This window comes from Nostoc sp. (assembly GCF_036919675.1).
GTDB lineage: Bacteria > Cyanobacteriota > Cyanobacteriia > Cyanobacteriales > Nostocaceae > Nostoc.
In genome coordinates this window covers 53,735-78,605 of record NZ_JBALCP010000082.1, presented here as the reverse complement: position 1 = coordinate 78,605, position 24,871 = coordinate 53,735, and the positions used below count along the sequence as shown (strand labels likewise).

The following is a 24,871-nucleotide window of genomic DNA, read 5'->3' as shown; positions in this document are numbered from 1 at the left end:
AAGGGGTTAATCACTATCGAAACCCAGCACTATTTTGTACAGACGCGATGAATCGCGTCTCTATTCAGCACTATCTAATAAGCGTCCTGCAATTCATAGAAATCAGGCGAGATATAATCCTTCCGCAAAGGCCAACCTACCCAATCTTCCGGCATCAAAATCCGCTTGAGATTTGGGTGTCCTTCGTAGACAATGCCCAACATATCGTAAGACTCGCGCTCTTGCCAATCTGCCGTCTTCCAAATCCAGTACACAGAAGGCACTACGGGGTTTTCCCGTGGTAAGAACACCTTCACGCGGACTTCTTCGGGGCGATCGCTATTATCACCGACTTTAGTCAAGTGATACACACTTACCAATTCCTGTCCTGCCCCAAGGTCAACACCACCTTGAAACTGGAGATAATTAAACCCGTAGGCATAAAGGGCTGTAGCAGTGGGAAGCAAGAAATCTGCCCCCACTTTAATTATCTCTACACCATTCTTGTCTGGTGCTAAAAACTCATGGTCAAAGCCATTTTCCGTTAACCACTGGGAAACTTTACCGGCTTGTACCAATGACTCTTCTTTGGCTGCTGCTACTGCTTTAGACTCTTCTTCGTCTGCTGGTACTGGTTTAGATTCTTCTTCAGCCACGGGTTTGTTCCTCCTTTTGTGCCTTTGCTGTCAGCAGTGCAGGTGGTATTGGCATACCGATCGCTTCCGCCAATTCCTTCGGTGGTGCAGAGCGAGTTTCTGACTGCAAATACTTACCAGTTAAGATTTCCTCTACTGGCTTCAAATTATGAGTCGTGCTGTAGTAGCGGTGGGTTTGCTTAATTTTATACCGCTCTTGCATCGATTCATTGGCGATTTTCTTCCGCAGCTTAATGATTGCGTCGATAATTGCTTCTGGACGGGGAGGACAACCAGGCAAATACACATCCACAGGAATCAGTTTATCGACTCCACGCACTGCTGTGGGGGAATCAACGCTGAACATCCCGCCAGTAATTGTGCAAGCTCCCATCGCAATTACATACTTTGGCTCTGGCATTTGTTCATAAAGACGAACCAGTTGGGGAGCCATCTTCATCGTAATAGTCCCTGCCGTAATAATTAAATCGGCTTGGCGGGGGCTAGAACGGGGAATTAGTCCAAAACGGTCAAAGTCAAATCGGGAACCAATTAAAGCTGCAAACTCAATAAAGCAGCAAGCAGTACCAAACAGCAACGGCCACAGACTAGAAAGCCGCGCCCAGTCGTAGAGATCATCAACCGTCGTCAAAATGACGTTTTCTGAAAGGTCTTGAGTGACATTAGTCCGCTCAATGGGGTTGATGATTCGCTCTTTGTCCTGGGTTGTTAAGTTAGAATTCAAGACCATTCCAAAGCTCCTTTACGCCATGCGTAAACTAAGGCGACTACAAGAATTGCAATAAAGACTAGCGCTTCAATAAATGCTAATAGCCCCAAACGGTGGAAAGCTACCGCCCAAGGATACAAGAATACAGTCTCCACATCAAAGATCACGAAGACCAGAGCAAACATGTAGTAACGGATGTTGAACTGAATCCAGGCTCCCCCGATGGGTTCCATACCAGATTCATAGGTAGTGTGCCGTTCTGGGCTGTAACCACTGGGTCGTAGGAGCTTGGATGCTGAGAGCGCTAAGGCAGGCACTAGGCTACAGATGATGAAAAAGCCTAGAAGGTACTCGTAACCGCTGAGGACAAACACAATGAGTATCTACCGCTTATGGAGTATTTTAAGTAGTGACTGGAGATTGGGTACTGACAACTAGAGATTAGGGACTAGAGCGCTTCTGGATTGAGTTCAATATAAACCTAACCCCCAGCCCCAACCCTTGTAGGGAAGGGGAACAAGCATCAAAGCCTTTCTCCTAAAAGGAGAGAAGAATGCAAGTGATGTCAGAGTGTATTGCATACACACGAGCGTAGACGCAAAGCGGCTTGTCGTAAGACATCGCTATAGGGACTTTGGAGTAGGGAGACAAAGAACTTTTCTTTCCCATGCCCCATGCCCCATGCCCCATGCCCAATCCCTTGAATTACGTTACTTTCTTTTACATTATATCTGTTTGATTTTTCTGAAATCTGGCAAATAGACGCACAACAGCTTATTTAATTCGCTTTTGATAGTGATAGAAAAGTCTAACAATTATGTCATAATTTTTAACGTATATTTAAGATTTCTCCTCTGCGAGGCCTTAGCCATGAGCGAACCAGCTGTTGATACTCCTGTGTTAGACCGCTACGAGTGTCGCGCCTGCGGTTATGTTTACGAACCCGAAAAGGGAGACGACGAGCATGATATTCCTTCAGGGACACTTTTTGCAGAACTGCCTATAAGTTGGCGCTGTCCAGTTTGTACTGCGAAAAAGACCGCTTTTGCCAACATTGGCCCTGCGGGTACTGCATCCGGCTTCAAAGAAAATCTCGGTTACGGTTTGGGTGTCAATACCCTAACGCCAGCCCAAAAGAATATCCTAATTTTTGGCGCTTTGGCTCTGGGCTTCTTGTTTTTTATTAGTCTCTACGGCTTACAATGACAGCCGTTATCTCGATAATAGGGAACAGGTGACAGTGAGTTTATTTCTGTAATTAAAATCACATAGATGTGCCGTTATACTAGTTCCGTAGAGCGGCTACGTCCCTCAGTGCCAAATTGGCAATAAAGTATATTTTTGGGATTCTTGGAACGCCTTTTAATAAGGACTTTTAATCCCTCGGCTTGGTGCAGTCGCTCATGGAGAGCCACTGCGGTGGACGGGTTCTCCGGCATAAAGGAGGCAGTGCGCCCTTGCGGTTTCCCGACTTGTCCCTTGCGCGTCTCCCCTTCTCCCAAAGGGAGAGGCTAGCGCCTGCCGTAGTATGCCCGTTCGCCGCAAGGCGTCCCGTTAGGGAAGGGCTGTAGGGAGAAGCAACTGCCGTCAAGTGGCGTGGAAACCCCCAGATGCTCTCTACGAGACGCCTTGCTAGCAAGATTCCCGTAGGAGTACGCGGACTTGCTCTAAGCGTTAGCGCAGCCTCTCGAAAAGAAGGCTTTACGCTTTAGCAGCGTAAAGCCTTCTCACATTGCCAGAGGCTAACGCCTGCCGTAGGATGCCCGAACGCAAGAGCGTCTCCTGTCTTGAGAAGGGCTGTAGGGAGAAGACCGCACTGCTTCACCAAAATCCAAAATCATTCGACTGAGCGACTTGTACCGAGCGAAGTCGAGGTAAGCCGAAGTCTAAAATCCAAAATTGGTATAAAGTAAACCTTTTAGAGAACAGCTACAGAAATTTAGAAACAAATAAGAGATCCTGATGCATTCAATTGTAAAAAGTTGGCAACGAATAGCTGCCTTGTTAATAGTATTCCTCATGTGCATAGGTTGTAGCAAAATCCCCTCTGTTAGCTACAACCCTTGGAAAATCATTTCTGTGCCAACAGACTCGAATCTACTGGATATTGCTTTTACTAATAACCCTGAGCATGGCTACTTAGTAGGTAGCAATGCTACCCTGTTAGAAACCAATGACGGTGGTAATACCTGGAAACCGATAATATTGCAACTGGATGAGCAAAAGTATCGCTTTGACTCAGTAAGTTTTGCAGGTAAAGAAGGCTGGATTGCCGGAGAGCCTGGACTGTTGCTGCACACTACCGATGAAGGTGGTTCTTGGTCACGTATTCCACTGAGTGAAAAGCTACCAGGTAGCCCGATCACAATTAAGGCACTGGCAGACAAGACAGCTGAAATGGCTACTGATGTCGGAGCAATATATAAGACCACAGATGGCGGCAAAAACTGGAAAGCCCAGGTAGAATCAGCAGTAGGTGTAGTACGTAACTTGGAACGTTCTACTGATGGTAAATATATTGCAGTTTCCGCTAAGGGTAGTTTCTACTCGACTTGGGAACCAGGACAAGATGCTTGGGTACCCCATAACCGCAATAATTCTCGGCGGCTAGAAAACATGGGTTTTACTGACAATGGGCAATTGTGGTTACTAGCTAGGGGAGGCCAAATTCAATTTAGTGACCCAACTAAACCTGAAGAGTGGGAAAAGGCAAAATATCCAGAGGTATCCACCAGTTGGGGTTTACTGGATTTGGCATATCGCACACCCAATGAAATTTGGATAGGTGGCGGTAGCGGTAATTTGCTACGGAGTGGCGACGGTGGCAAAACGTGGGAAAAAGACCGTGCAGTGGAAGAAGTTGCTGCTAATTTGTATAAGATAGTGTTCTTAGAGCCAGAACGGGGATTTATAATTGGCGATCGCGGCGTTTTGCTCAAATATTTACCAAACCCTGAAACAACTTCCCCAGCAGAGGCGGCTTAGTGAGTAAGAGGGAGTGGGGACAAGGGGACAAGGAAGAATTATTGGCGAAGTCTCTCACTTGTGATCTCCCAATGCCCAATTTCTGAGAAGAACGTTGCAACTTGTAACTCTTTCTTAACTTTGTAGGATAATAAACTCAATAACACTCTATGTAAAGGTAGGGATCTAATGTCAGGTACCACTGGAGAACGTCCGTTTTCGGACATCATTACTAGCGTTCGTTACTGGGTAATTCATAGCATCACCATCCCGGCATTGTTTATTGCGGGTTGGCTATTTGTGCAAACTGGGCTGGCTTATGATGCTTTTGGCACACCTCGTCCCAATGAGTATTTCACACCAACGCGGCAAGAAGTGCCAATTGTGAAGAACCGTTTTGAAGCTAAAAAACAAGTTGAACAATTTATCGGAAAGTAGTTTGAGATCATGACTAGCAGCAATAACATCAATCAACCAGTTACCTACCCAATTTTTACCGTTAGATGGCTGGCAGTTCACACTTTAGGTGTGCCAACTGTATTCTTTTTAGGCGCGATCGCTGCAATGCAATTTATTCACCGTTAGGAGCAATTATGGCCGAAAGATCGCCCAATCCCAATAATCAGCCAGTTGAACTAAACCGGACTTCCCTATACTTGGGACTACTACTAGTTTTCGTTCTGGGGATTCTGTTTTCCAGTTACTTCTTTAACTAACTGGGACTACTGTTGTTAATCTTTGTTTATTGAACCTGTGTTGATTTGTTGTTAAGGGAGGAGAGAAGCTATGTCTGGAAGTGGGAGAATTCCCCTGTGGGTCGTCGCTACGATCGCAGGTTTAGGTATAATTACAGTCCTGGGCATTTTCTTTTATGGTGCCTACGCCGGACTTGGTTCTTCGATTTAACATTAGTTAGTTTGAACCGAACACTATAAGCTAGGATTTTCTAGCATTTGTTGAGAAATCAACATTAAAAAAACCGCCTGTCTCATAGAGATGGGCGGTATTAATTTTGGTCAATAGTCTAGAAACGTATCCGACAGAATTGATAACTCTCGCTTGTCCGAAAACTTGACTAATGAACGCCACTTGCTTCTCCCTTTGGGAGAAGAGGAGCGACTGCGCTGTGGTGACAAGAGTTGTAACAAGTGGCGTGAGACGCTCTTGCTAGCTGGCTTTTGAGCAGGGGTACAACTCTGGAAACCAGAGCAACGCAGTGGCTCTTAATGACTACATCAGTTAAATATCGCTGATATCGTCGCTTTCGATGTATAAAAATAGAAACGCGAAGACCACACCTGGCAAAACCCAACCAATTATGGGAATGAAGATAGAGGGCAAGTAGGAAGTACTAGCCAAGATAGAAGGCAAAAAATAAGCTGCCATAGTAAAGGTTCCTATCAAATCACACTACAATTCAAAATGAGCTTACTGCAAATTCTGCCAGATTTTTGAAATTCTTTCATATTTTTAACACAGCCAATATTGGCAGATGGGGACTCTTAAGTGGAAAAACTCTTTCTTTATCCTCCTTGTCCCCCTGATCCTGCTGATTCCTAAGTTACTCGCTCCTGGCTATCACATACCCAAAAGCTCATCTAGCTGCTGCAAGTTTGGTAAGTCTGGAGGAATCACAGTTCGCACTATTGTAACTTTGTGACTCTCCTGTTGGGTTGTCAGATCAAGTGCGATCGCTTCTAAGCGAATTTCCAAACAGCCAAAGGGAATGTTTAATAGGGTCATCACTTCCAACGCTCCCAATGCATTAGGTAGTAAATTTGTCAATAAATGGGGGCCATCTAGTAACCAGCGAGTTTGATAATCTTCAACCCATAACTTGACAACCATTTGCGGAGGTACTTCCGGCAGTACTACGCGCACTATGATATATTTGCCGGCGATTAGTTCGCCTTCTGGCACATGCAGTTGGGGAATTGGCAAAGGCTCAATGGCTGCCGCAGTTATGGGTAGAGAAGGGGATAAACCTAACGGTGGTTGCTTCTGTTCTTCAAAAGAGTAATTCTTCTTCGCATCGGTTTCCAGTTCACTATATATATCATCTACAACGATTTCTTGCGCCAACCAAGCTGACGCTATATTTATTTTTATCGGAGGAGGAGGGGGCGGTAGTTGTCTTACCAGAGCCATTGAGAGTGTTGGTTCAGATACTTTTTCTCCTAGCGTATTTTCCCTTGTCTCTAGATCAGTTTCCTTTGCAGTGTCTACATCTTCCCCAAAGTTCCCAAGATCAAAAACCGCCTCTTGGGCTTCTTCCGATGTCTCTGTGTCAGCATCCAGGCTTAACGGCAAGTTGACATCAACATTGGGAGTTTCAGCACTAAGAGAAAGCTGGGTCTGCTGGGCTGGAACATAGTTATTGTAGTCTTCAGGTTCCAGATCATTGATGGATTCAGGCAAAGAGTATCCTTGGCTGTGCATCCACTTTCTGAGCAGGGGAGATGAGTAAAGGTTACCTGTTTTAATCAATTCTGCATTTGGCTGGGCTTCTAGTACAGCAACAGATTCTTCCTGGAATTGTGCATTTGGCTGGGCTTCTAGTACAGCAACAGATTCTTCCTGGAATTGTGCATCACCCACCATTAATTCAGGTGTATTTTCATCTTCAGCTGTAATTGCCTCCAACTGCGTAAAGTCTTCAGCCGCTTGAACTTCCAATGCATCTGGGGGGACATTGTTTTTTACTTCTTCTGCATCACCCGGCAAAGCTTGTAGCCGTCTCAAGTATGGAAAAGTAGCGTCAAGTATTGGCATTCGACGTTGCTTGATGACCAACTGCTCCAAGTTGATGGCAGCTATAGGAGCATCCTTTTCTAAAAGCTCCTCCTGTGTAGGGGATTCTGCAACAACATCTGTGACAGGGTTAACATCGGTTTGAACAGGTGGCAATTTCGGCAATTGAGGCGAAGTGGCTGAATTGTTTAAGTTAGATGTCCGCAGGGTGGCTTCTCGCAGAACTTGCAGGTTAATTTGCGGTGGTAGGGGTGTATTTGGGGATGGATTAAGGATCTGAGACTGGTCTGTTTTTGGAATCTTGACCAGATTGAATAGTTTCAAATCACTCCTCACAGCGGTTTCCGGCTCCGTGAAACCAGCAGACGAGTCAGATGGTGCTATGGGGTGATTTTTTAAGGATGTACTAGATTTTGCTGCGGCTGTGATTGCCAGTAATTCTGTTACATCTGCTGTAATGGTGAACGACTGGCTGGCTAACCGGATGACTTGAGCAGCATCGGCGAATCTACCATACAAACTGATATCTGCCAAAATTAACTTAGATTCACAGTCAGCAGGAATATCAATTGAGGTATTGATCGTGAAGGGCAACTCCTGGTCTGGTAAGGGTTGCCGTACCTGGGTGAAGATTTTTGAGTTATTGGGCGATCGCAGTTCAATTCCTAGTTCAAGCGCCCGCAGGCTTTGTGGGGATAATGTTTCAACCTGATCTAGATTTGTCTTTTCTTTGAGTTCTATATGTCCATTGATTGTAAGAGCTTGTCCCCAACGAGCAATGTAAGTATCCTCACCTAAAGTTAGCAGTAATGGTGGCGGTGGTTGTGTTGCTGGAGAATCTGTAGCCTTTTCATCTTTGGGCAGGGGTTCAGAGGTGGGTAAAGCTAAATCTATTAAATTTTGTAAAATCTGCTCTACCGTTTCACCTTTGAGCCACACAGGACTCACAGGCTCATCGCTAACTATATCTTCTTCCCTTTCATCTAGCAGAACAGTGGTACTAAGGTTACTGTCTGTAGTAATTGCTACTTCTGTGGAGACAGCGATCGCTTTATCTAGCGTAATTGCAGATTCTGGTGGGACAGTAGATTCCAAGTTCCCTTCTGGCAGAACAATGCTAGTGGGGTTATTGTCTGTAGCAATTGCCAGTTCTGTGGAAATAGCGATCGCTTTATCTAACGTAACTGCGGATTTTACTGGGGCAGTGGATTCCAAGTTTTCAGAAACAGGATCTGGGTGATCAGGTGAATTTGATTCTACATTCTCCCCCTGCTTCCCCTCTTCTTCCTGGGACAAGACTTGAAGTTGGACACTGTATTGCCAAGATTTACCCAGCAAATCCGACATCAAATCGCCGCTACAGCGCAACTCCCAAACTCCCGGAGCGAAGTAGGTAAAGGGAATTAGCGCCATTAAGCCTTCTGAATTAGTGCGACGCGATCGCTTGAAAATTCGCTGCTTTGGTTGAACTTCATGGGTTGAAGAGTGAGTTACCCGCACTTCCACGTCTGTATTCGGAAGGTTAGAACGAGCTAAAACTCTATAATGCCCTTCCAAAATTTGCAAATTTGGCGATTCTAGGATATGCCACGAGCGAGCGCCTTGTTTCTGTATCAGAAATTGCCAGTGTTCCATTGTAAGTGATGTTCAGACCGACGAGTCGCTTAGTAATATTGTGTATTACCTTGCTTGCAAGTTTACCTCAGTAATTTGTAAATGCATCACTTAAATGGCTATCAAGTTAACTTAGTTTTACTTACTTGAGTTCTCGCACTTTAACTAGTCGCATCAAGGGAATTTCAATGGTTCGTCGTGTTGCTTGTGCACAAAGCTTTTGTTGTTTCCTGAATATTAACTTTGACGCTCTCCAGTGCTAAATAAACAGGAATGCAATGAATACCGTTGGTTGTCTCTGCTCAACCTTGTACGAATATTTTTGTATTATTTTTTACTAAAATGTCTAATTTGCAATAGACACAACATACAATAAATTAATATTCACTTGATAATTTTTCTTGAATTGTGATTGCCCACATTTTTGCTATCAAGAGCTAGGATGTGCCTCTTAAGTGTCCTCTGCGATCGCCCACGCCGGGTGCAAAGCGCCATCGCCAATCACAACAAACCACTTTGTAAAACGCGCCCAACCTACCTGAAGCGGTTCAAACCGCTACAAAGTGTGTCCTCCCCTGAGTAGAAATGTGGGTGACAATGAGGATTTACAGGAGGGATTCGATGCTAGTCATTTTAATGGACGAGCAAATCCTTGCCCCTGAGCAAGTTTGCCAGTCTTGTTTACTTGCTGACGGGAGCGGTCAACCCCGTTGGCGTGGGGGTAAACTGCGCTGTGGTCAAGCCATTCGCAAACTTACTCAACAGCAGCCAGACCAGTACGAGTGTATGATGGGCTTTCGCATCGCCCATATAGAATAGTTGAATTTGCCAGCAAGACCAAGTAACTGCGTTATCCTAAGCTCAAGTAACTATAGAAATTTCACCACAGGAGAACGCATAATGTCTTGGCGCGGGTCTACAACGGTTTCAGATCGGATTTTTGCTTCCTTGCCTTATTTGCTGCCCCTAATTGATGGTTTAGTTTTTGGCAAATTTTTGTTGAATCAGTTTCCAGCACTAAAAGTCCTGCTTTTACCACTGCAACCAGTGTTAATAATTTACGGTAGTTTAGGACAATTTGGACAAATAATTGTGTTTTTTGCGTTGTTCCTATTGGTGGTAAGAAACGAAAAAATCAATCACTTCATTCGTTTCAACACAATGCAGGCAATTCTTCTGGACATAGTTATATTTTTGTGTTCCATACTGGTGGGAGCTTTAGGAAAGGTTCCTGGTACTGGCTTTGCAATAGAAACAGTAGCCAACACCATCTTTTTAGGGATAGTGGCAGCAGTTGGATATTCAGTCATCCAGTCGTTGAGCGGACGTTATGCGGAAATTCCAGCGATTTCCGATGCAGTGTATATGCAAGTGCGTTAGGAGTTAACGGACGGCTACGGTGTTTTCTAGGCGACCAATACCTTCAATTTCTACGCGGACGCGATCGCCTGGATGCAATGGATTTACACCCTCTGGTGTACCTGTAAGCACCAAATCACCGGGTAGTAGCGTCATAACCTGACTGATATAGGAAACTAGAACATCCGGGGAAAAGACCATCTGATTGATACAGGCAGATTGGACTGGATTGGCGTCGTCATTCACAAAAGTCTGCAATCTCGCTCCTGGATTTAATTCCCGCACAATCCAAGGACCCAAGGGACAGAAAGTATCAAAACCTTTGGCTCGTGTCCATTGACCATCCTGTTTTTGTAAATCTCGCGCTGTTACGTCATTGGCGATGGTGTAGCCCCAAATTTTGGTTTGGGCTACCTCTGGTGTACATTCATAGGCGTAATCGCCAATCACTAATGCTAACTCTCCTTCGTAGTCAACTCTTTGTGACTGAGGAGGATACTTAATTTCCCTCTCAGATGGGATGATAGACGTAGGTGGCTTGAGAAAGATTAGTGGCTCAGAAGGTACTGGAGTTCCCATTTCCGCTGCATGATCTGCATAATTCTTACCCACCGCCACAATTTTTGAGGGAGCGCAGGGAGCCAGAATTTGGTAATCTTCTGGTGTCAAAGTTAAATCAGTGGATTGTCCTTGTAACCAGGGCGGAGCATCTAGCACCTGCACATTCAGGGATAGTTGTAGTATCCCATAGTAAATTTGTCCTTCTTGATTTTGAATTCGCACATAACGCTGCGCCATAACCTTGATGAATATCCTTTTATCTGCTTTTTTGTTACTGTGAGCGGGTAGCAATCCTCAGTTAGCTTTTTAGTGAACCGATTCAGCCTTGAACCTGAAAGCGATCGCTATAGATGCTTTTAGGGAAATATACCCGTTGGCGAAGCTGATAGCTTGATCAATTTGCTGGCGATCGCCAGCAAATTGGATTCTTACTTCCTAAAGAAATATCGGGATCGTCTCCCAACCGAGTTTTCATTAAGGACATCCAAAAAATCCAAACCTTGGCGATTTGGCTAATGATTCAAATTGAAAACTGGTAAGATTATAGTTCCTTGTTGCTTCAGATGTTGATTAATACTGGTATTAAAAATAAATATTAAGTATAAATAAATATCGGCAGCCGTTTTTGTCCATGAGGAGACTCAAAAATATGACTACAACTTACGAAACAATGTACATCCTTCGTCCTGACCTGGGAGACGAACTGATAGAGCAAGCAATTACTAAATATCAGAATTTGCTTCGCGACCAAGGTGCGGAGGATATCCAAATTCAAAATCGTGGTAAGCGTCGCCTCGCTTATGAAATCAAAAAACACCGTGATGGCATCTACATCCAGTTAAACTACACTGCACCTGCAACTGCGATCGCCCCCTTTGAACGTGCCATGCGTTTGAGTGAAGAAGTGATTCGCTATTTGACAATTAAGCAGGATATCGCAGAGGAAAAACTCCCTAAAGAGGAAAAGGAAAAGCCCGCTAAAGTGGCTGCAACGGTCTAAGGAGTAGGGAGTAGGGAACAGCAGAGCACAGAAGCAGGGGGAGTGGGAGAAACCAATGCCCAATACTTCGGCTTCGTTCAGTACAAGTGCTCCACACCCAATCCCATTCAGTAAAATTTTGTTTTTTTCTTTTTTTGTGACTTGTCTGGGAATGCTAAATTAACAAATACTTGCCAAAGGTAGTACTCCCGCAGTTATACCTAAGAGTGGACAAGATTCTGAATGGGAGATGTAAGCTACTGTGAGCCAATCTGATACACCCAATATTCAAGTTCTCTCTACTGAAGTATCGCAGCTACGCCAAGAGTTGCAACTTCGTGATCAATTAGTGCAACAACTATCTCAAGAACTCTTCCGGCTAGTAAAGGGTAACACTAGTTTTATGCCCCAGCAGCCGGAGGTTGAGCGCGATCTGGCCCAGTTACAGGCTTTGCAAGAACAACTCCAAGCTGTGGAGCAGCAGGTGGCGTTCTACCAAGAGCAAATTACAACTCGTGACTCCGAAATTTACCAATTGCGACAGTCAGTTCAAGAACTCACCGATCGCACTCGGATGTTGGAGCAAGTAGTACAAGAGTTGCCTCAAATTTACCGTCGCAAGTTTGAGGAACGGATGACGCCAGTCAGAGAAAAAGTAGCAATGCTTCAACGGGAAAACCGCCAACTACAAGCAGAACTGCAAAGTGTGAGTTACCGTTTAGCACTCAAAACTCGCAATGCTAGTCACAGCGGCATTGATTTGCCAAATTTTCCCCGCCCAGCATCCGAAGAAACTAACATTTCTACTCCCCAGAATGCCTAAAGTTACGATTATGGTGGAATAGAAGAGGTAAGAAATTGGCGCGGCAAAGAATCTTGGAGACATCCAAGTAGTACAGGCAAAAATAACTATAGAGTTAGAAATAACGCAAAGGCTGATATTCTAACCTTTCTTACCTCCTGCTTCCTTGTACTGGTTGCGTTGGACATAGAACAATTAGCTCAGAGTAATTTGCAGAAGCTGGGGAGGATCACAAGCAATTGCATTTGCTTTGACCGATTTTGGTCATTTATTACTAGACATGTCTTAGGTCGATTGGCGGACAAGAAGTAAATTCATTCATCTGTCATTGATTCTATATAGCTCAAAGCCATAAGTTTTGCTCAACATTTCTTATCTAGATAAAATAAAAAATCAGCCTGCTAGCACCAGACTGTTATCTTTAAGGATGTCAATCAATTTTGGATTTTAGATTTTAGATTTTAGATTGACCCCAGTAATCAAGTTACTTGCTTGTCAATTAATTTGAGATTTTGGATAATAGAATTATTCTCGCATTCTAATTCGCTTACTCTCAGACCTTTTTAAATTTTGGATTTTGAATCTTCAATCCAAAATCCAAAATTTAAAATCTAAAATTCGCTGAGGATATTTGGGTAAATGTGAAAAAATGCAAATATTGATTGACTCTACCATCCTTCTAAAGGTAGATTTATTAGTTAGCGTGCTAGTACCAGATTATTATTTTCGTCAGTAAAAATGTCTTCGTAAGTGTGAAAAATTTCAAACACTGAATCTAGGTGGGTAAGTTCAAAAATTAGCCGTACAGGAGCTTGCACATTGCATAAAACCAAGCGGCAACCACTCTGACGTGCAGCTTTCAATCCTTTTACTAAAGGGACTAACCCAGAACTATCCATGAAATTAACTTCTACTAGGTCAATAACCCAGAGTTGATCAGCTTGAGGTACTACTCCAGCCATCTGTTGACTCAAAGCCTTACCGCCTTCCAAATCTATGCTTCCTTGGGGTTTAAACAAAATCACTTGAAGTTCTTGTGTAAGAGTCATGAATTTAATAGGGTAGTTGGAACACTTGACAAAAAATTGAAAAAAAACATCAATACCTTTTCTCTTTCAACCGCAAAATTACTGTTTTACCCAGATATTTGGGCAATTGCAGTCGTCCAGTTGAGAGAGATTACTTCAGTATTCATGCCGTATAATTTGTGATAACTTTCATCAATATAGGCATAACCGCCTAACAATTTCGGTATCAACCGTATCTTTTACAATATTTTTATAATTTAACTAGATATTTATAAATTTTTTATGAATTTTTTAATTTTTAAAAAAAAAATATGAAATTGTGGTATTTAGTTATAAAAATGGCATAGTTAATAGTCAAAAGTTAATCGTTATCATAGACTATAAACTATGGTTAATTCAGAATTAAATTAATGACTAAATGACTCTATATAGCGGTTTGATTGACACCCCGCTCAAAAACAAGCAAAGATATAATAAAAGTAAAAATTTGTAAAGCCGGCGGTGCAGGATGTCTTTAGAGTTGATTTCACTAGAAAACATCCAGAAAGTCGCCCACATATACGGGTATTGGGCAATTTTTTTGGGAATTTTGCTAGAAAATTTAGGCATTCCTCTTCCTGGTGAAACCGTGACCATAGTGGGCGGATTTCTAGCTGGCAGTAATGAACTAAATTTCTGGCTAGTTCTCGGTGACGCGATTATGGGTGCTGTCATTGGTGGCACTTGTGGTTATTGGATTGGTAGAGTTAGCGGTTGGCCTTTTCTGGTAAAAGTTGGTAGCATACTTCGGATTTCGGAAGTGCGGCTGCTGACTATTAAAGATCAATTTAGTCAAAATGCTGCTAAAGCAGTATTTTTTGGACGTTTTTTGGCGTTGTTGCGAGTTTTTGCTGCACCACTAGCTGGTATAGCCGAAATGCCCTTTGGAAAATTCTTTTTATACAACTTGTTAGGAGCAGTTGCTTGGGCTAGTTTGATGGTGACATTAGCTTTTTTTGCGGGCAAAATTGTCTCTTTAGAACAATTGGTTGCTTGGGTGGGTCAATTTGCGATCGCAGCGTTACTAATCCTCGCTGCCTTAATTGTTGTGCCCCTGTGGCTAGAGTCTCGCCAAGTTAAGGAAGTGAGGAGTGAGGAGTGAGGAGTGAGAAATAAAGTGAAAAGTTATTTCATTTAACTTTCACTTCTTGTATTTTGCATTTTTAACTCCTAACTCCTAACTCCTAACCCCTAACCCCTAACTTGCTGCGACCAAATGCGAGTTGGTAGTCCCCAAACGTAGATAAAGCCTTCAGCAGCTTTGTGGTCAAATTGGTCTTCGGCTCCGTAGGTTGCCAAATCAGGAGTATAGAGGGAATTATCGCTCAAACGCCCAACTATCGTAGAGTTGCCCTTAAACAACTTCACTCGCACAGTTCCAGAGACTCGTTCTTGTGTCTTTTGAATAAAGGCATCCAGTGCAACTTTGAGTGGACTGTACCAGAGACCGTTGTAAACAATTTGGCTGTAAGTTTCTTCAATCCCACGTTTGTAATGGGTGACATCTGCCGTTAAAGTCAAGCTTTCTAAATCCCTATGTGCCTGAATTAGCACCAACATCGCGGGTGATTCGTAGATTTCCCGCGATTTGATCCCCACCAAACGGTTTTCAATCATATCGATCCGCCCGATACCGTGATTTCCTACCACCTGATTGAGTTGTTCAATTAGCTCAACTGGCTTTTTAGCTATGCCATTGAGGGTTGTGGGAATACCACCGTGGAAACCAATTTCGATATACTCAGGCTCATTGGGAGTGTGGGCGATCGCTTTGGTCATCTCATAAATTTCTTCTGGTGGCTCAAATGACGGATCTTCGAGTAAACCAGCTTCAATGCTACGACCGAGCAAATTCTTGTCAATGCTGTAGGGAGAGGATTTTTTGACCGGTGAGGGGATACCAAACTTTTCCCCATAGGCGATCGTTTCTTCACGGCTCATTCCCCATTCTCTGGCTGGTGCGAGGATCTTTAGGTTGGGGTTGAGGGCGGTAACAGAGACATCAAAGCGAACCTGATCGTTACCCTTGCCGGTGCAACCGTGAGCGATCGCATCGGCACCATATTTTTCAGCGGTTTCTACTAATACCTTAGCGATCAGTGGACGGGCAAGGGCAGTTCCTAGAGGATAACGATTTTCATAGAGGGCGTTGGCTTGAATCGCTCCAAAGGCGTAATCTTTAACGAAGCTGTCTTTGACATCCGCCACTAGGGATTCACTTGCACCCGATTTCAGAGCTTTTTCTCGAATTGGCTCTAATTCATCTCCCTGACCTAAATCTGCTGCTAGGGTAATCACCTCTTCCACACCCCACTCCTTTTTGAGGTAGGGGATGCAAACTGAGGTATCGACTCCGCCAGAATATGCCAGGACAACCTTTTTGGCGCGACCCATTAATTTCTCCAGTTAGGAAAACAAACAATGAGTCATTATTATATCTAAACTAATCCATGTATATTTTCTTTATGCAACAACCTATAGGCAGATTGTCAGCAAACTCAGACAGAAGAATCTGTATAGGTTAATTTGTGGTTAACTCTAATCGAAGTTTGCAAATAGAGCGATCGCCTATATATCAATACAGCAGATGCGACTAGATGAAGTACAGCATCTCAGCCTGAAAGCTAGATATAACTTTAAAAATATCAATTTTTATAAGACTAAATCATCAATGTATTACATATTACATGTTTTGTATAGCAATCCGATTTTATTTTTGAAAAAATTTAAGTATATGTAGGGTGCAATGGCACTTACTTAAACAAAAGTTGCTGCCCAGATCCCCGACTTCTTCAAGAAGTCGGGGATCTAAATCCAGCTTAAGTCAGTGACATTCATATGTAGGGTGTATTATCGGCGAGAGTACGGCACTTAGATCAGAGGTGGTGCGTAAGCCTTTGGCGTAACGCACCCTACGTATATTTAAAAAATCAAATATCAGTCCTATAAATGTAAGAAATTAGTAACAGGGTAGAATTATCCACCCTGTTTTAAATAGATGCAAATTAACTGCGTAACACTTTATTCTTGATAACTTGATTCAAGCTTTTGTGCTTGATGACCTAGAAGATAGTTGCTTTTTGGCAAATAATACACCCAGTCCCAACACAGATAACCCAAGGGTAAAATTTGGCTCAGGAACACTGGTGTAACTGATAATCTGAACATCATTTAGATCAATAAAATTGCCACTGTAAACTTCAAAAGTGCCCGGTGTAAATTGCAACCCTAATCCCTGTCCTTCAGGAATTTTTCCCGAAGAGTCGGTTAAAACTAACGCTAATGGATCATTTGCTTCAGTATAAGACTGGCCATTGTAGGTAGCAAAAATCTTTAAACCTTCTGCGATCGTTATTTGTTGGTCAGCAGCAGCTGCCTGGTCAAACGAAAAAGTGCCTGTCAGAGTTTTATTAGTGTTAGAGAAATGATAAGTCAGTTGTGCAGCCTGGACGGGCATAATTTCTCCGGCTGCAAAAATCAGAGCAGTTCCCATCGTTACAGCTGCTAATTTCTTAAAGATGGAGTCAGTCATTTTTTTACTTGATAAAGAACAGGTACAAAAAGACTGAAATAGTTTTATGAGAGAGACGTGTAATACCGTTTCACCTTAATAATGATACAAATACGTTGGTAGGGGCACAGCATTGCTCATTGGTGTCAACTTAAGCTAAAACTCTTTTAAAACCTCGTTTCCAGCCAGAGGCTGGAAATGCTCTTTAATTGCGGCTCTACCGCTAGTCTTGAGGCAGAGCCTCTCATTAGGCATTCCCAGTTGGAGACTGGGAACGAGATAAATGAGACAATCTCTAAAAGCTTGTTCTAGACTGGCTTTTGCCTTAAGTTGACACGTATGAGCATTGCTGTGCCCTTACGAGAAATCTATATGTATCAAGATTTGTGTGAAATGGTATAACACACGTCTCTGTAACACCATGCTTTTCAATCAATGTTCAGTGAAGCAGTGGATTAAATTCACTGACTCGTCAGCGCAGTTTTCATTGCCTTAAAGATATGGCTTTGATCAACTACTCCTCGGACACCGGGCGCACTGTAAGTAGTATTAGAACTATCTTTGAACCTAACTTCTTTTCCCAGGTATTTAGTCAGAACTGATGCATAAGCACCTTGGTAGTAAACAGGTACAATCCTTCGGCTGTGACTACCCCAGAGGTACTTATAATTCGGATCAGACCCCCAAAAGTGACCAGCATCTTTAGAATTATGCTTGTTGAAAGTGATGTCCTTGGCGTTATACTTCAAGCCCTTAGACTGATTTGGGTTAGGATTAGGAGTCAGCTTTGATACAAAGTCATTATTCAGAGTCAAATAGTGGTCATGGTCAGCAGTAACGAGTAGCAGGTTCTTGCTCCAACCACCATGATTGTTGATCCAGGTAATAACCTCTTGAACTGCTTTGTCAAAATCATTCATAGTACCAATCAGGTTATCCATGTTGTTGTCATGAGCACCCCAGTCGATATCACCTCCCTCAATCATTAGCCAGAAGCCATCTTTGTCCTTACCTAAAACTTTAAGAGCTGCTTTGCTCAGATCAGCCAAAGTTGGATTTTCGTTAATCTCTCTGGTAATGAAGCTAGCATCGGTTTCACCGGCAGCCAGAGGACGCACAGTATCAGGTGCAGGAGCATTGGGAGCAATCGGGTTGCCTGCTGCATCAATGACAGGAACACAGTCCCCAGCAGTACCAGGAATGATTTGACCTGATGGACAGGGAGTTACAGTTTTAACAACAGAGCTATAGAGTGTAAAGTTACCCAGACCTGTGGTGCTGTAGTCACCTTTAGAGGAACTGGTAGGAATATTGCCATCTTGTCCACGGGCACCGTATAGACCAAATAATTTACCTCCTTTATTTGGGTCGATTTTGGTTGCCGTGTCTAACAGTGCCTTAGTTGCATTCGGGCCACGTTCCAAAAAGTTATAGCCATAACGATTGGACGTAGGGTTAGCCTTCAGATACTCGTAGGTGTCTTGTGTGATATACGTGTAGTTAAAAACTGGCCCTGTATTGGTTGTATTGCTAAAGTCCAAGGGATGACCACCACCCAACAAAACATTGGGCTGAAAGTTTAGCAATGTTTGCTGCAAAATGCTGTCTTGGTTGGTCTTGGTGGGGTCATAAATACTGTCGTACTTGCTACGACGATTGACGAAAGAGGCAGCAGCACCAGGCGTTGCATGGCTAACAGGTACAGATGTTACTAGACCTGTAGACTTACCTTTTTCTTTGGCAATTTCCAGGATGGTTTTCAATCTCTTCTCGTAAATGTCTACTCCCATCGCGTTGTTATAGCTCTTTACACCTGTATAAAGAGTGGTAGCGGTGTTAGCAGAGTCAGGATAACTGTGCTTGATGTACTCTTTGTCATATCCACCAGAAGTAGTAGGAGTTAAAGGAATCCAGGGAACGGGGCCTCCTTTACTTGTTTCATAACCTGTCAAGTTGCCAGGTGAAAGGCTATTACCATCAGCGCGATCGCCAGGATTAAAAGGAGTAGGCTGGAATGAGAAGTTCGGACGAACAAGACTTGCAGCTGTAAGTGGATTAGACCCATCTAAGCCAGAGTTACTTGTGAGGTGGGGTTGATTTATTGGTTTAGCTGGTGTATTGCCCTGAATCGTTGTGCCATAAGTGGTCACTAATCCATATCCAGTCAAATTTTGAAAGCTCAGACCAGAGCCTTTCCCACTGGTGTAAAAGGGAGCGCCTTTAGCAAGGGCTGCGGCCCGTGCCATGTTCCAACCCATGCCATCGCCAATCATGATAATCACGTTAATTCCATTACCAGCGGCCATAGTCGGCTGAAAAACAGAATTACCCAACATCAGCAGAACGGTACAGAAAAAGCCAGCCATAGTCAAAGCTAGGAAGCGTCTATACTTTCCTAAAAATGAAATCATTGCAGTATGCCTTCAGATTGATTGAGCAGTTAGTAGCGGTTAATACTTAAAGCTTACGCAAAAACTCCCAAAAAGCTTAATTTATCGTAGACACGTAGTGGCTTGCCGCAGGCTATCGTCAACTTTGGAGACACTATGTGTAGCTTGCTTCCCCGTAGAGGTACGCAGAGCATCTCGTAAAGAAGAATTCGTAGAGTATGCGTAAGTCCTAATACTGATAAAAATTGGGTTCAAGATGATTATTCTCAAAGTTTGAGTGGGTAGCACTCACATCTGGTTGAGTAGAAGTTGTGACATGACTCTGGTTAGAGGCAGTAGCTGGTTGTTGAATCAATGTTCCCAAGAACAGCAGGATTGCCACAACTAAACCAGATATGAACCAAGCCAATGCACGTTTGTACTGTTTGATTACTGAAACGATTTTTGATTTTTGAATTAAAGTCATGATTAGCAAACCTCCTAGTAAATAAGTTATGCTTGTTAGACAATAGCTATGCTTTGACAATTAAAAAACCGTCAATAAGCATCATGTTTAAATCTGAATTATAAGGAAGCATAAAAACTTATTTATTTGATATATTTTTAGCCATTGCTTCAGGATGAATGTGTTTGATTTGCCGATAACATTAACGCTATATCTTGGTTGAAAAAAGGATGAATGGGTATTTTTGAAGGGTATTTACAGCTAGTTAGCTGCAAAGTTACTTCAGTGATGTTAAAAGTTTTTTGCAGATGAGTTTGTAATTTATTGAGTAAGCGATCGCGTTCTTGGGCTGTTGTACATTGAACTGTCAAATCAGCGCAAAGCATTATCTGATTTAAGCTAATTGCCCAGATATGAAGTTTTTCTACTTGAGCAACACCAGGAAAAGATTTGAGACATATTTCCACTTCATCTGGATCAATTGATTCAGGTGCATACTCCAAAAAAATTTTCAAGCTTTCTTGAACTAACGGTAAAGCACTTAAAGCAGTAAAAGTTGCAACTACTAAACTAATAATGATATCTGCCCACCACCAATCCCAAAGATAAACTGCTAAAGCAGCTAGAATGACACCAACAGAACTAACAGTATCTGCAATGACATGAAGCAAAGCCCCCCGGAGGTTTAAGTCGTCGTGAGTGTGGGGATGAAGCAAAGTAATATTGAGTAAATTGACTATTAAACCTAATACTGCAATTCCTAGCATTGGTAAGCCCAAAATTGTTGTTGGATGTTGCCAGCGCCCAATAGCTTCCCAAGTAATAAAACTAGCGATCGCCAGCAAACCTAATCCATTTAACAAAGCTGCTAAAACTTCGATTCGTTGATGTCCGAATGTTGCCTGACTCTTAGCTGGTTGCCGTGCTAAAAAACTTGCAAATAGTGATATTAGCAAGGCTGTAATATCGGAGAACATATGTCCGGCATCTGCTTCTAGAGATAAACTTTTACTCCACAAACCTACACTCCACTCAGCAACAAAAAAACAAACAAGTAAACCTAATGTTATCCATAATATTTTGGCTTTCTGCTGACTTTTAACCACTTTCGTAGAAGTATTTTCGCATCTACATTCATCCCATCGAAGTGAAAGCATTACCCAAAAAACCCTTTAAATCTACATTATTAGCCTGAAAAATATCCACCTCAAGATTTGTGATGAGTCTGTTTTTAATTTAGAATGCTACATCCTCACAAATTATCCTCAAATAGGCTGTGATTAAAGATTTTTGTTTCCTATCAAACTTCTGATTTATAAACAATACTTTAGATAAAACCTTAATAAAATGTGCTTTTCATTCTTCAGAATATTTTCCAAATTAAAATTGGAGTTATAGATATATTTCGGCAAATTACTCACTAACTTTTTATTCTAGAGATACATAATATTAAATGCACTAATTTTTGAACACTAGAATATATTTAAGACTATATAAAATTTATCCTGGTTAATTTAAGGAATGGTAATGTTTACGTTAAATGACAGTCCATATTATATTTATTTACACCTATCCACTTATGTATTAATTAACTAATAATTAACCCTTACTGTTTTCGTGACCAGAATCAGCTAAGGAACAGTGTCAGCGCTCCATCTGTCCTATCCTGGAGATGAGTAGTGTTGTGGGTGAGAATGTGTTTTTCAGCGTTGTGATACCGACTTATAATCGCCAACCGATTTTAGAAAAGTGCCTCCGTGCGTTGGAGATGCAGGAGTTGAGTCAGCCAAGTGCAGTTTCTGGTTACGAGATTGTCTTAGTGGATGATGGTTCTACTGATGGCACATTGGAGTGGTTGGCAGAACACAAAGAGGAGTTTCCCCATGTGCGATGGTTTCAGCAAGACCATGCTGGCCCAGCTGCGGCTCGGAATTTGGGTGTAGAACAGGCGCTGGGAGATACAATTATCTTTATTGATAGTGATTTAGTAGTGCTGGATAATTTCTTGCAAGCTCACGCAGATGCACTAATGCAGGGACAGGAGAAATTGAGGAGCGATCGCTTTTTCACTTACGGTGCAGTTATTAATACTTGTAATTTCGATAACCCAACTGCTGAATCCTACAAGGTTACAGATTTTTCAGCAGCTTTTTTTGCTACCGGAAATGTGGCAATTCCCAAACATTGGCTAGAGAAAGCGGGACTTTTTGATACCAGTTTCCAACTCTATGGCTGGGAAGATTTAGAACTAGGTGTGAGGCTGAAAAAACTAGGTTTGACACTAATTAAATGTCCAGAAGCCGTCGGCTATCATTGGCATCCACCATTTAAATTAGAGCAAATTCCCCGATTGATTGACCAAGAAATTCAACGTGGACGTATGGGAGTTTTGTTTTATCAAAAGCATCCCACATGGGAAGTGCGAATGATGATTCAAATGACTTGGCTGCATCGCTTACTTTGGGGAATTCTGTCACTCAATGGCGCACTTAATGAACGGACAATGGCTCCATTTTTGCAATGGTTAATTGATTTAGGTAAACCTCAACTGGCTTTAGAAATTGCCCGAATTTTTCTTAACTGGTACAACGTGAAGGGTGTTTATCAAGCCTATGCCGAAATGCAGCAAGTATCGTGATTTTGGATTTCATTTGGGCATAATTAAGAACAATTATCGTCAGTCTTATTTACCAAAAATGGGAAAGCAAAGCCTATGATATCAACAATTCAAGTACAAAGATATTAACTAAAGCAAAAGATGAGCAAACCATGCACGATCGCCTTGCCAACGCTCCTTGGGTGATGCTCACAGCAAGACTTCACCCAATATAGAGACGGAATTGGGAGCTATTTCTTTATAGACCACGTCTTCACTCCTTATTATCAAAGTCATCATATACCTCATCGTCCAATTTATCCCTGGTTTCTGCATCGAAATCGTTTTTTAAATCAACGTTCTTAAAATCATCTGTATTGCAGCCATTCTCTATGAAATCACCAATGTCGTCTTTAATACCTTTGGTCATCTGGGTAATCGCTTTTCTACAATCTTTTGCATTTTCAATCATCTCCATTTGCTGATACAGATTAAAAGCTTCTTCATAAGCAGAAATAGCATCTGAATAATGGTGTAGAGACTTTAGAGCCAATGCTAAATTAAACCAGCCATTAGCTTCAAATTCATTATGATGACTATGGTGAGCAGCTTCTATTCCGTGTTGAAGGTAAGAAATAGCTTGTTCATACTTTTCTAGCTGGCGGTATGTGTTGCCTATATTAATTAATGACCCTGCTGCTCCTTGAGGATCATTAAGCTTTGATTTAACTTCTAACGAAAAATGATAATAATCAATAGCTAATTGGTACTCTTCAAGATCACTGTAAATCATGCCTAAGTTATTTAATGCGTGAGCCTCAAACTCCCTGTTTCCAATTTTTCTAGCGATTTCTAAACCAAGTCGGCTATAGTCAAGTGCTTCTTCATAGTTTTCTAAAGAAAAATAGGCGAGACCCAAATTTACAAGAGAACCAGCAATGTTATCTATATCATCAATTTCCTCAGCAATTTCCAAGCAATTTTGATAATGTCCAATGGCTATTTCGTGATTTCCCATCCGATCATGAGCATCACCTAAACAAGCAAGTGTAGTTATAAATTCCCATTTTTCGCCTTTTCGTGGAATCCAAGATTCTATCAATCGCTCATAAATAAAAATTACAATGTTTAGGTAGCCATGCAAACTCAAGAATTTATAAACACAATTTTCGTAATTATCAGTGTCAAAAATTGTGTAAAAAGCTTCCGTATAATCTTCTGCTTCACAGAGCTTGTGAAAATTATCAATATACGGTTGAACTTCATCAAGTGTCTGCCAAGCATACTCGTTGGTTGAGCTTATATCTTCTAAACTTTCATCTTCATTAATTTCATAATCAGCTTTAAATTGCTGCACAGAAGTAGAACTGCTTAGTGTTGATTTCTTGTACTTGCTCAGGATTAGACGACGAGCTTTTCTCTCCGTCATCTTGCCTTCTATGGCGAAGAGGATTTTAATCAGCTCGTATGGCTTCCTTAAATAGTCACTCACAGTGCGGGGCTGAATAGTCAACTTTTTAGCTATTTGCCTCCGATCTAAATCGAGAGCAATAGCTCGTAAACATCGTTCTTCTTGAGGGCTTAATCCATCGCCACTATTGCCTGCCAGTAGGTCTAATCGAAATTGTTACCAATCGTACCACTGGGAAACCTCTAAGAACTCCTCGTTTAAGTTAGTTGCAAAGTTTAGCATTAGTTAAATATGTTTTTATTGACTCGCTCAAGGTTATCAATTTCTTGGGGTGATAGACTACCCACAAAATTACCCACAAAATTGCCCACGCTTGTGTGGAGACTTGGTTAGGGTTTTCCAGATAGGTTGTAAACATATAAATAAACGAATCTGGAGAAAGTTAAATGACCGATCATTACAACGCAGTCTACACTAGCTATGTAAGATCCAACCAAGCAGATTTTCACCAATCTGAATTCTTTGGTGGAGATACGCATTTGTTCACTGCCGACTTTGAGCGAGGAGAACTGATAAGTGGTTACGCCCTGTCTATCATGGAATTGGTGCGTGGTATTTTGGGCGAAAACTACTGGTACTTCGCCGAATTTCCTTTGCAAATAGCCTGCCCTAAACGGGAAGCGGTTTACTTAGAAGACAAAACCTTGTGGCAATTCTGGGTTAACTCTAGGGTAGACATCATTGTGATGAACCCTAACTTGGGTGAACACTGCCGTAAAGCTTGTCTAATGTTGGAATGTCAGTCTCCCTGGCATGACCTGGAAGATACTCAAAGGCGCGATCACACCAAATTTAATATGATCGCTTCTACAAAAACCCCTCTAATTTACGTTCGTTATGCCGACTACCCTAGAATTTTGCGTTTTTGGAGTCAGGGTAATAGCGATGAGGTGTTTTATAATCCCTTTACTCAAGACGGTAAGACAGAGTTGAAAGAATTCTTCACACGTTACTGTCTGTGAATTTGGAGCGATCGCTGAAGTTTGATCCTAACGCTTTCCTCTCCACTTCTAGCAA

26 protein-coding genes are annotated in these 24,871 nt (G+C 42.2%); 13 read left to right on the top strand and 13 right to left on the bottom strand.

The window, feature by feature from the left end:
• Positions 1-74: 74 nt before the first annotated feature.
• The 3 genes from V7K49_RS18435 to ndhC are packed head-to-tail and all read right to left on the bottom strand — an operon-like array spanning position 75 to position 1,718.
• Positions 75-635, bottom strand: a complete 561-nt coding sequence (locus V7K49_RS18435) for an NAD(P)H-quinone oxidoreductase subunit J (protein ID WP_335206758.1) — start codon at positions 633-635, stop codon at positions 75-77.
• The gene (gene ndhK, locus V7K49_RS18430; protein WP_334874825.1) at positions 628-1,365 is read right to left on the bottom strand and encodes a photosynthetic/respiratory NAD(P)H-quinone oxidoreductase subunit K; all 738 of its coding nucleotides are present in this window, start codon (positions 1,363-1,365) and stop codon (positions 628-630) included. The genes V7K49_RS18435 and ndhK overlap by 8 nt, the downstream gene beginning before the upstream one ends.
• Entirely contained in the window at positions 1,356-1,718 is a 363-nt protein-coding gene (gene ndhC / locus V7K49_RS18425; protein ID WP_273762108.1) for a photosynthetic/respiratory NAD(P)H-quinone oxidoreductase subunit C, read from the bottom strand. Before ndhC ends, ndhK begins: the two co-directional genes overlap by 10 nt.
• A gap of 496 nt (positions 1,719-2,214) precedes the next feature.
• On the opposite strand from ndhC, the gene V7K49_RS18420 reads away from it, so the two are divergent.
• The 6 genes from V7K49_RS18420 (at position 2,215) to V7K49_RS18395 (ending at position 5,214) form a co-directional block, all read left to right on the top strand.
• Positions 2,215-2,550, top strand: coding sequence for a rubredoxin (locus V7K49_RS18420; RefSeq protein ID WP_334874823.1), 336 nt, complete (start codon positions 2,215-2,217; stop codon positions 2,548-2,550).
• 756 nt (positions 2,551-3,306) lie between these two features.
• A complete protein-coding gene (locus V7K49_RS18415) occupies positions 3,307-4,329 on the top strand; it encodes a photosynthesis system II assembly factor Ycf48 (RefSeq protein ID WP_334874821.1) in 1,023 nt (340 codons plus the stop codon).
• Positions 4,330-4,497: 168 nt separating this feature from the next.
• On the top strand, positions 4,498-4,746 hold the full coding sequence (psbE, locus tag V7K49_RS18410; RefSeq protein WP_273762113.1) for a cytochrome b559 subunit alpha: 249 nt from the start codon (positions 4,498-4,500) through the stop codon (positions 4,744-4,746).
• A 9-nt stretch (positions 4,747-4,755) separates the two neighbouring features.
• The gene (psbF, locus tag V7K49_RS18405; RefSeq protein ID WP_174708531.1) at positions 4,756-4,893 is read left to right on the top strand and encodes a cytochrome b559 subunit beta; all 138 of its coding nucleotides are present in this window, start codon (positions 4,756-4,758) and stop codon (positions 4,891-4,893) included.
• Positions 4,894-4,901: 8 nt separating this feature from the next.
• Positions 4,902-5,024, top strand: a complete 123-nt coding sequence (locus tag V7K49_RS18400; RefSeq protein WP_094332364.1) for a photosystem II reaction center protein L — start codon at positions 4,902-4,904, stop codon at positions 5,022-5,024.
• 70 nt (positions 5,025-5,094) lie between these two features.
• Positions 5,095-5,214: a photosystem II reaction center protein J gene (locus V7K49_RS18395; RefSeq protein WP_012411803.1), complete on the top strand. Its 120-nt coding sequence runs from the start codon at positions 5,095-5,097 to the stop codon at positions 5,212-5,214.
• A gap of 333 nt (positions 5,215-5,547) precedes the next feature.
• On the opposite strand, the gene psaI is transcribed toward V7K49_RS18395, so the two are convergent.
• Positions 5,548-5,694, bottom strand: coding sequence for a photosystem I reaction center subunit VIII (gene psaI, locus V7K49_RS18390; RefSeq protein WP_273762117.1), 147 nt, complete (start codon positions 5,692-5,694; stop codon positions 5,548-5,550).
• Between the two features lie 192 nt (positions 5,695-5,886).
• Positions 5,887-8,694 carry a hypothetical protein gene (locus V7K49_RS18385; protein WP_335206757.1) on the bottom strand — a complete coding sequence of 936 codons (2,808 nt, stop codon included), beginning with the start codon at positions 8,692-8,694 and terminating at the stop codon, positions 5,887-5,889.
• A 600-nt stretch (positions 8,695-9,294) separates the two neighbouring features.
• On the opposite strand from V7K49_RS18385, the gene V7K49_RS18380 reads away from it, so the two are divergent.
• A complete protein-coding gene (locus V7K49_RS18380; RefSeq protein ID WP_298906531.1) occupies positions 9,295-9,492 on the top strand; it encodes a hypothetical protein in 198 nt (65 codons plus the stop codon).
• A gap of 81 nt (positions 9,493-9,573) precedes the next feature.
• Complete coding sequence (locus V7K49_RS18375; RefSeq protein ID WP_335206756.1) at positions 9,574-10,053, top strand: Tic20 family protein; 480 nt, start codon at positions 9,574-9,576, stop codon at positions 10,051-10,053.
• Between the two features lie 3 nt (positions 10,054-10,056).
• Here the strand turns inward: V7K49_RS18375 and V7K49_RS18370 are convergent, their stop codons facing one another.
• On the bottom strand, positions 10,057-10,830 hold the full coding sequence (locus V7K49_RS18370) for a fumarylacetoacetate hydrolase family protein (protein ID WP_335206755.1): 774 nt from the start codon (positions 10,828-10,830) through the stop codon (positions 10,057-10,059).
• 412 nt (positions 10,831-11,242) lie between these two features.
• Between V7K49_RS18370 and rpsF the strand changes: the two genes are divergently transcribed.
• Together rpsF and V7K49_RS18360 are read left to right on the top strand one after the other, a co-directional pair.
• On the top strand, positions 11,243-11,593 hold the full coding sequence (gene rpsF / locus V7K49_RS18365; RefSeq protein WP_335206754.1) for a 30S ribosomal protein S6: 351 nt from the start codon (positions 11,243-11,245) through the stop codon (positions 11,591-11,593).
• A gap of 241 nt (positions 11,594-11,834) precedes the next feature.
• Positions 11,835-12,395 carry an Npun_F5560 family protein gene (locus tag V7K49_RS18360; protein ID WP_334874813.1) on the top strand — a complete coding sequence of 187 codons (561 nt, stop codon included), beginning with the start codon at positions 11,835-11,837 and terminating at the stop codon, positions 12,393-12,395.
• A 677-nt stretch (positions 12,396-13,072) separates the two neighbouring features.
• Here V7K49_RS18360 and V7K49_RS18355 read toward each other — a convergent pair.
• Positions 13,073-13,423 (bottom strand): STAS domain-containing protein, encoded by a 351-nt coding sequence (locus V7K49_RS18355; protein WP_335206753.1) that lies wholly within the window; start codon positions 13,421-13,423, stop codon positions 13,073-13,075.
• A gap of 487 nt (positions 13,424-13,910) precedes the next feature.
• On the opposite strand from V7K49_RS18355, the gene V7K49_RS18350 reads away from it, so the two are divergent.
• Complete coding sequence (locus V7K49_RS18350) at positions 13,911-14,543, top strand: DedA family protein (protein WP_334874811.1); 633 nt, start codon at positions 13,911-13,913, stop codon at positions 14,541-14,543.
• Positions 14,544-14,632: 89 nt separating this feature from the next.
• Here the strand turns inward: V7K49_RS18350 and V7K49_RS18345 are convergent, their stop codons facing one another.
• The 5 genes from V7K49_RS18345 to V7K49_RS18325 all read right to left on the bottom strand — a co-directional run bounded on the left by V7K49_RS18345 (position 14,633) and on the right by V7K49_RS18325 (position 20,944).
• Complete coding sequence (locus V7K49_RS18345; protein WP_335206752.1) at positions 14,633-15,835, bottom strand: argininosuccinate synthase; 1,203 nt, start codon at positions 15,833-15,835, stop codon at positions 14,633-14,635.
• A 646-nt stretch (positions 15,836-16,481) separates the two neighbouring features.
• A complete protein-coding gene (locus V7K49_RS18340; protein WP_334874807.1) occupies positions 16,482-16,973 on the bottom strand; it encodes a PEP-CTERM sorting domain-containing protein in 492 nt (163 codons plus the stop codon).
• A gap of 440 nt (positions 16,974-17,413) precedes the next feature.
• Positions 17,414-19,363 carry an alkaline phosphatase gene (locus V7K49_RS18335; RefSeq protein ID WP_335206751.1) on the bottom strand — a complete coding sequence of 650 codons (1,950 nt, stop codon included), beginning with the start codon at positions 19,361-19,363 and terminating at the stop codon, positions 17,414-17,416.
• Positions 19,364-19,571: 208 nt separating this feature from the next.
• Positions 19,572-19,808, bottom strand: coding sequence for a hypothetical protein (locus V7K49_RS18330; RefSeq protein WP_334874803.1), 237 nt, complete (start codon positions 19,806-19,808; stop codon positions 19,572-19,574).
• A 149-nt stretch (positions 19,809-19,957) separates the two neighbouring features.
• Positions 19,958-20,944: a cation diffusion facilitator family transporter gene (locus V7K49_RS18325; RefSeq protein WP_335206750.1), complete on the bottom strand. Its 987-nt coding sequence runs from the start codon at positions 20,942-20,944 to the stop codon at positions 19,958-19,960.
• A gap of 515 nt (positions 20,945-21,459) precedes the next feature.
• On the opposite strand from V7K49_RS18325, the gene V7K49_RS18320 reads away from it, so the two are divergent.
• Entirely contained in the window at positions 21,460-22,425 is a 966-nt protein-coding gene (locus tag V7K49_RS18320; protein ID WP_335206748.1) for a glycosyltransferase family 2 protein, read from the top strand.
• A gap of 232 nt (positions 22,426-22,657) precedes the next feature.
• On the opposite strand, the gene V7K49_RS18315 is transcribed toward V7K49_RS18320, so the two are convergent.
• Complete coding sequence (locus V7K49_RS18315; protein ID WP_442948675.1) at positions 22,658-23,896, bottom strand: tetratricopeptide repeat protein; 1,239 nt, start codon at positions 23,894-23,896, stop codon at positions 22,658-22,660.
• A gap of 344 nt (positions 23,897-24,240) precedes the next feature.
• Between V7K49_RS18315 and V7K49_RS18310 the strand changes: the two genes are divergently transcribed.
• Positions 24,241-24,816, top strand: coding sequence for a hypothetical protein (locus V7K49_RS18310; protein WP_335206747.1), 576 nt, complete (start codon positions 24,241-24,243; stop codon positions 24,814-24,816).
• The last annotated feature ends 55 nt before the right edge of the window (positions 24,817-24,871 follow it).

Excerpts from the sequence above, each read along its gene's own strand:
- psbE (WP_273762113.1), top strand. The coding sequence starts at position 4,498 with ATGTCAGGTACCACTGGAGAACGTCCGTTTTCGGACATCATTACTAGC.
- V7K49_RS18340 (WP_334874807.1), bottom strand. The coding sequence starts at position 16,973 with ATGACTGACTCCATCTTTAAGAAATTAGCAGCTGTAACGATGGGAACT.
- V7K49_RS18415 (WP_334874821.1), top strand. The coding sequence starts at position 3,307 with ATGCATTCAATTGTAAAAAGTTGGCAACGAATAGCTGCCTTGTTAATA.
- V7K49_RS18375 (WP_335206756.1), top strand. The coding sequence starts at position 9,574 with ATGTCTTGGCGCGGGTCTACAACGGTTTCAGATCGGATTTTTGCTTCC.
- V7K49_RS18320 (WP_335206748.1), top strand. The coding sequence starts at position 21,460 with ATGAGTAGTGTTGTGGGTGAGAATGTGTTTTTCAGCGTTGTGATACCG.
- psaI (WP_273762117.1), bottom strand. The coding sequence starts at position 5,694 with ATGGCAGCTTATTTTTTGCCTTCTATCTTGGCTAGTACTTCCTACTTG.
- ndhK (WP_334874825.1), bottom strand. The coding sequence starts at position 1,365 with ATGGTCTTGAATTCTAACTTAACAACCCAGGACAAAGAGCGAATCATC.
- psbF (WP_174708531.1), top strand. The coding sequence starts at position 4,756 with ATGACTAGCAGCAATAACATCAATCAACCAGTTACCTACCCAATTTTT.
- V7K49_RS18325 (WP_335206750.1), bottom strand. The coding sequence starts at position 20,944 with ATGCTTTCACTTCGATGGGATGAATGTAGATGCGAAAATACTTCTACG.
- V7K49_RS18385 (WP_335206757.1), bottom strand. The coding sequence starts at position 8,694 with ATGGAACACTGGCAATTTCTGATACAGAAACAAGGCGCTCGCTCGTGG.
- V7K49_RS18335 (WP_335206751.1), bottom strand. The coding sequence starts at position 19,363 with ATGATTTCATTTTTAGGAAAGTATAGACGCTTCCTAGCTTTGACTATG.
- V7K49_RS18310 (WP_335206747.1), top strand. The coding sequence starts at position 24,241 with ATGACCGATCATTACAACGCAGTCTACACTAGCTATGTAAGATCCAAC.
- V7K49_RS18345 (WP_335206752.1), bottom strand. The coding sequence starts at position 15,835 with ATGGGTCGCGCCAAAAAGGTTGTCCTGGCATATTCTGGCGGAGTCGAT.
- V7K49_RS18350 (WP_334874811.1), top strand. The coding sequence starts at position 13,911 with ATGTCTTTAGAGTTGATTTCACTAGAAAACATCCAGAAAGTCGCCCAC.
- V7K49_RS18420 (WP_334874823.1), top strand. The coding sequence starts at position 2,215 with ATGAGCGAACCAGCTGTTGATACTCCTGTGTTAGACCGCTACGAGTGT.
- rpsF (WP_335206754.1), top strand. The coding sequence starts at position 11,243 with ATGACTACAACTTACGAAACAATGTACATCCTTCGTCCTGACCTGGGA.
- V7K49_RS18380 (WP_298906531.1), top strand. The coding sequence starts at position 9,295 with ATGCTAGTCATTTTAATGGACGAGCAAATCCTTGCCCCTGAGCAAGTT.
- V7K49_RS18355 (WP_335206753.1), bottom strand. The coding sequence starts at position 13,423 with ATGACTCTTACACAAGAACTTCAAGTGATTTTGTTTAAACCCCAAGGA.
- V7K49_RS18330 (WP_334874803.1), bottom strand. The coding sequence starts at position 19,808 with ATGACTTTAATTCAAAAATCAAAAATCGTTTCAGTAATCAAACAGTAC.
- V7K49_RS18370 (WP_335206755.1), bottom strand. The coding sequence starts at position 10,830 with ATGGCGCAGCGTTATGTGCGAATTCAAAATCAAGAAGGACAAATTTAC.
- V7K49_RS18400 (WP_094332364.1), top strand. The coding sequence starts at position 4,902 with ATGGCCGAAAGATCGCCCAATCCCAATAATCAGCCAGTTGAACTAAAC.
- V7K49_RS18395 (WP_012411803.1), top strand. The coding sequence starts at position 5,095 with ATGTCTGGAAGTGGGAGAATTCCCCTGTGGGTCGTCGCTACGATCGCA.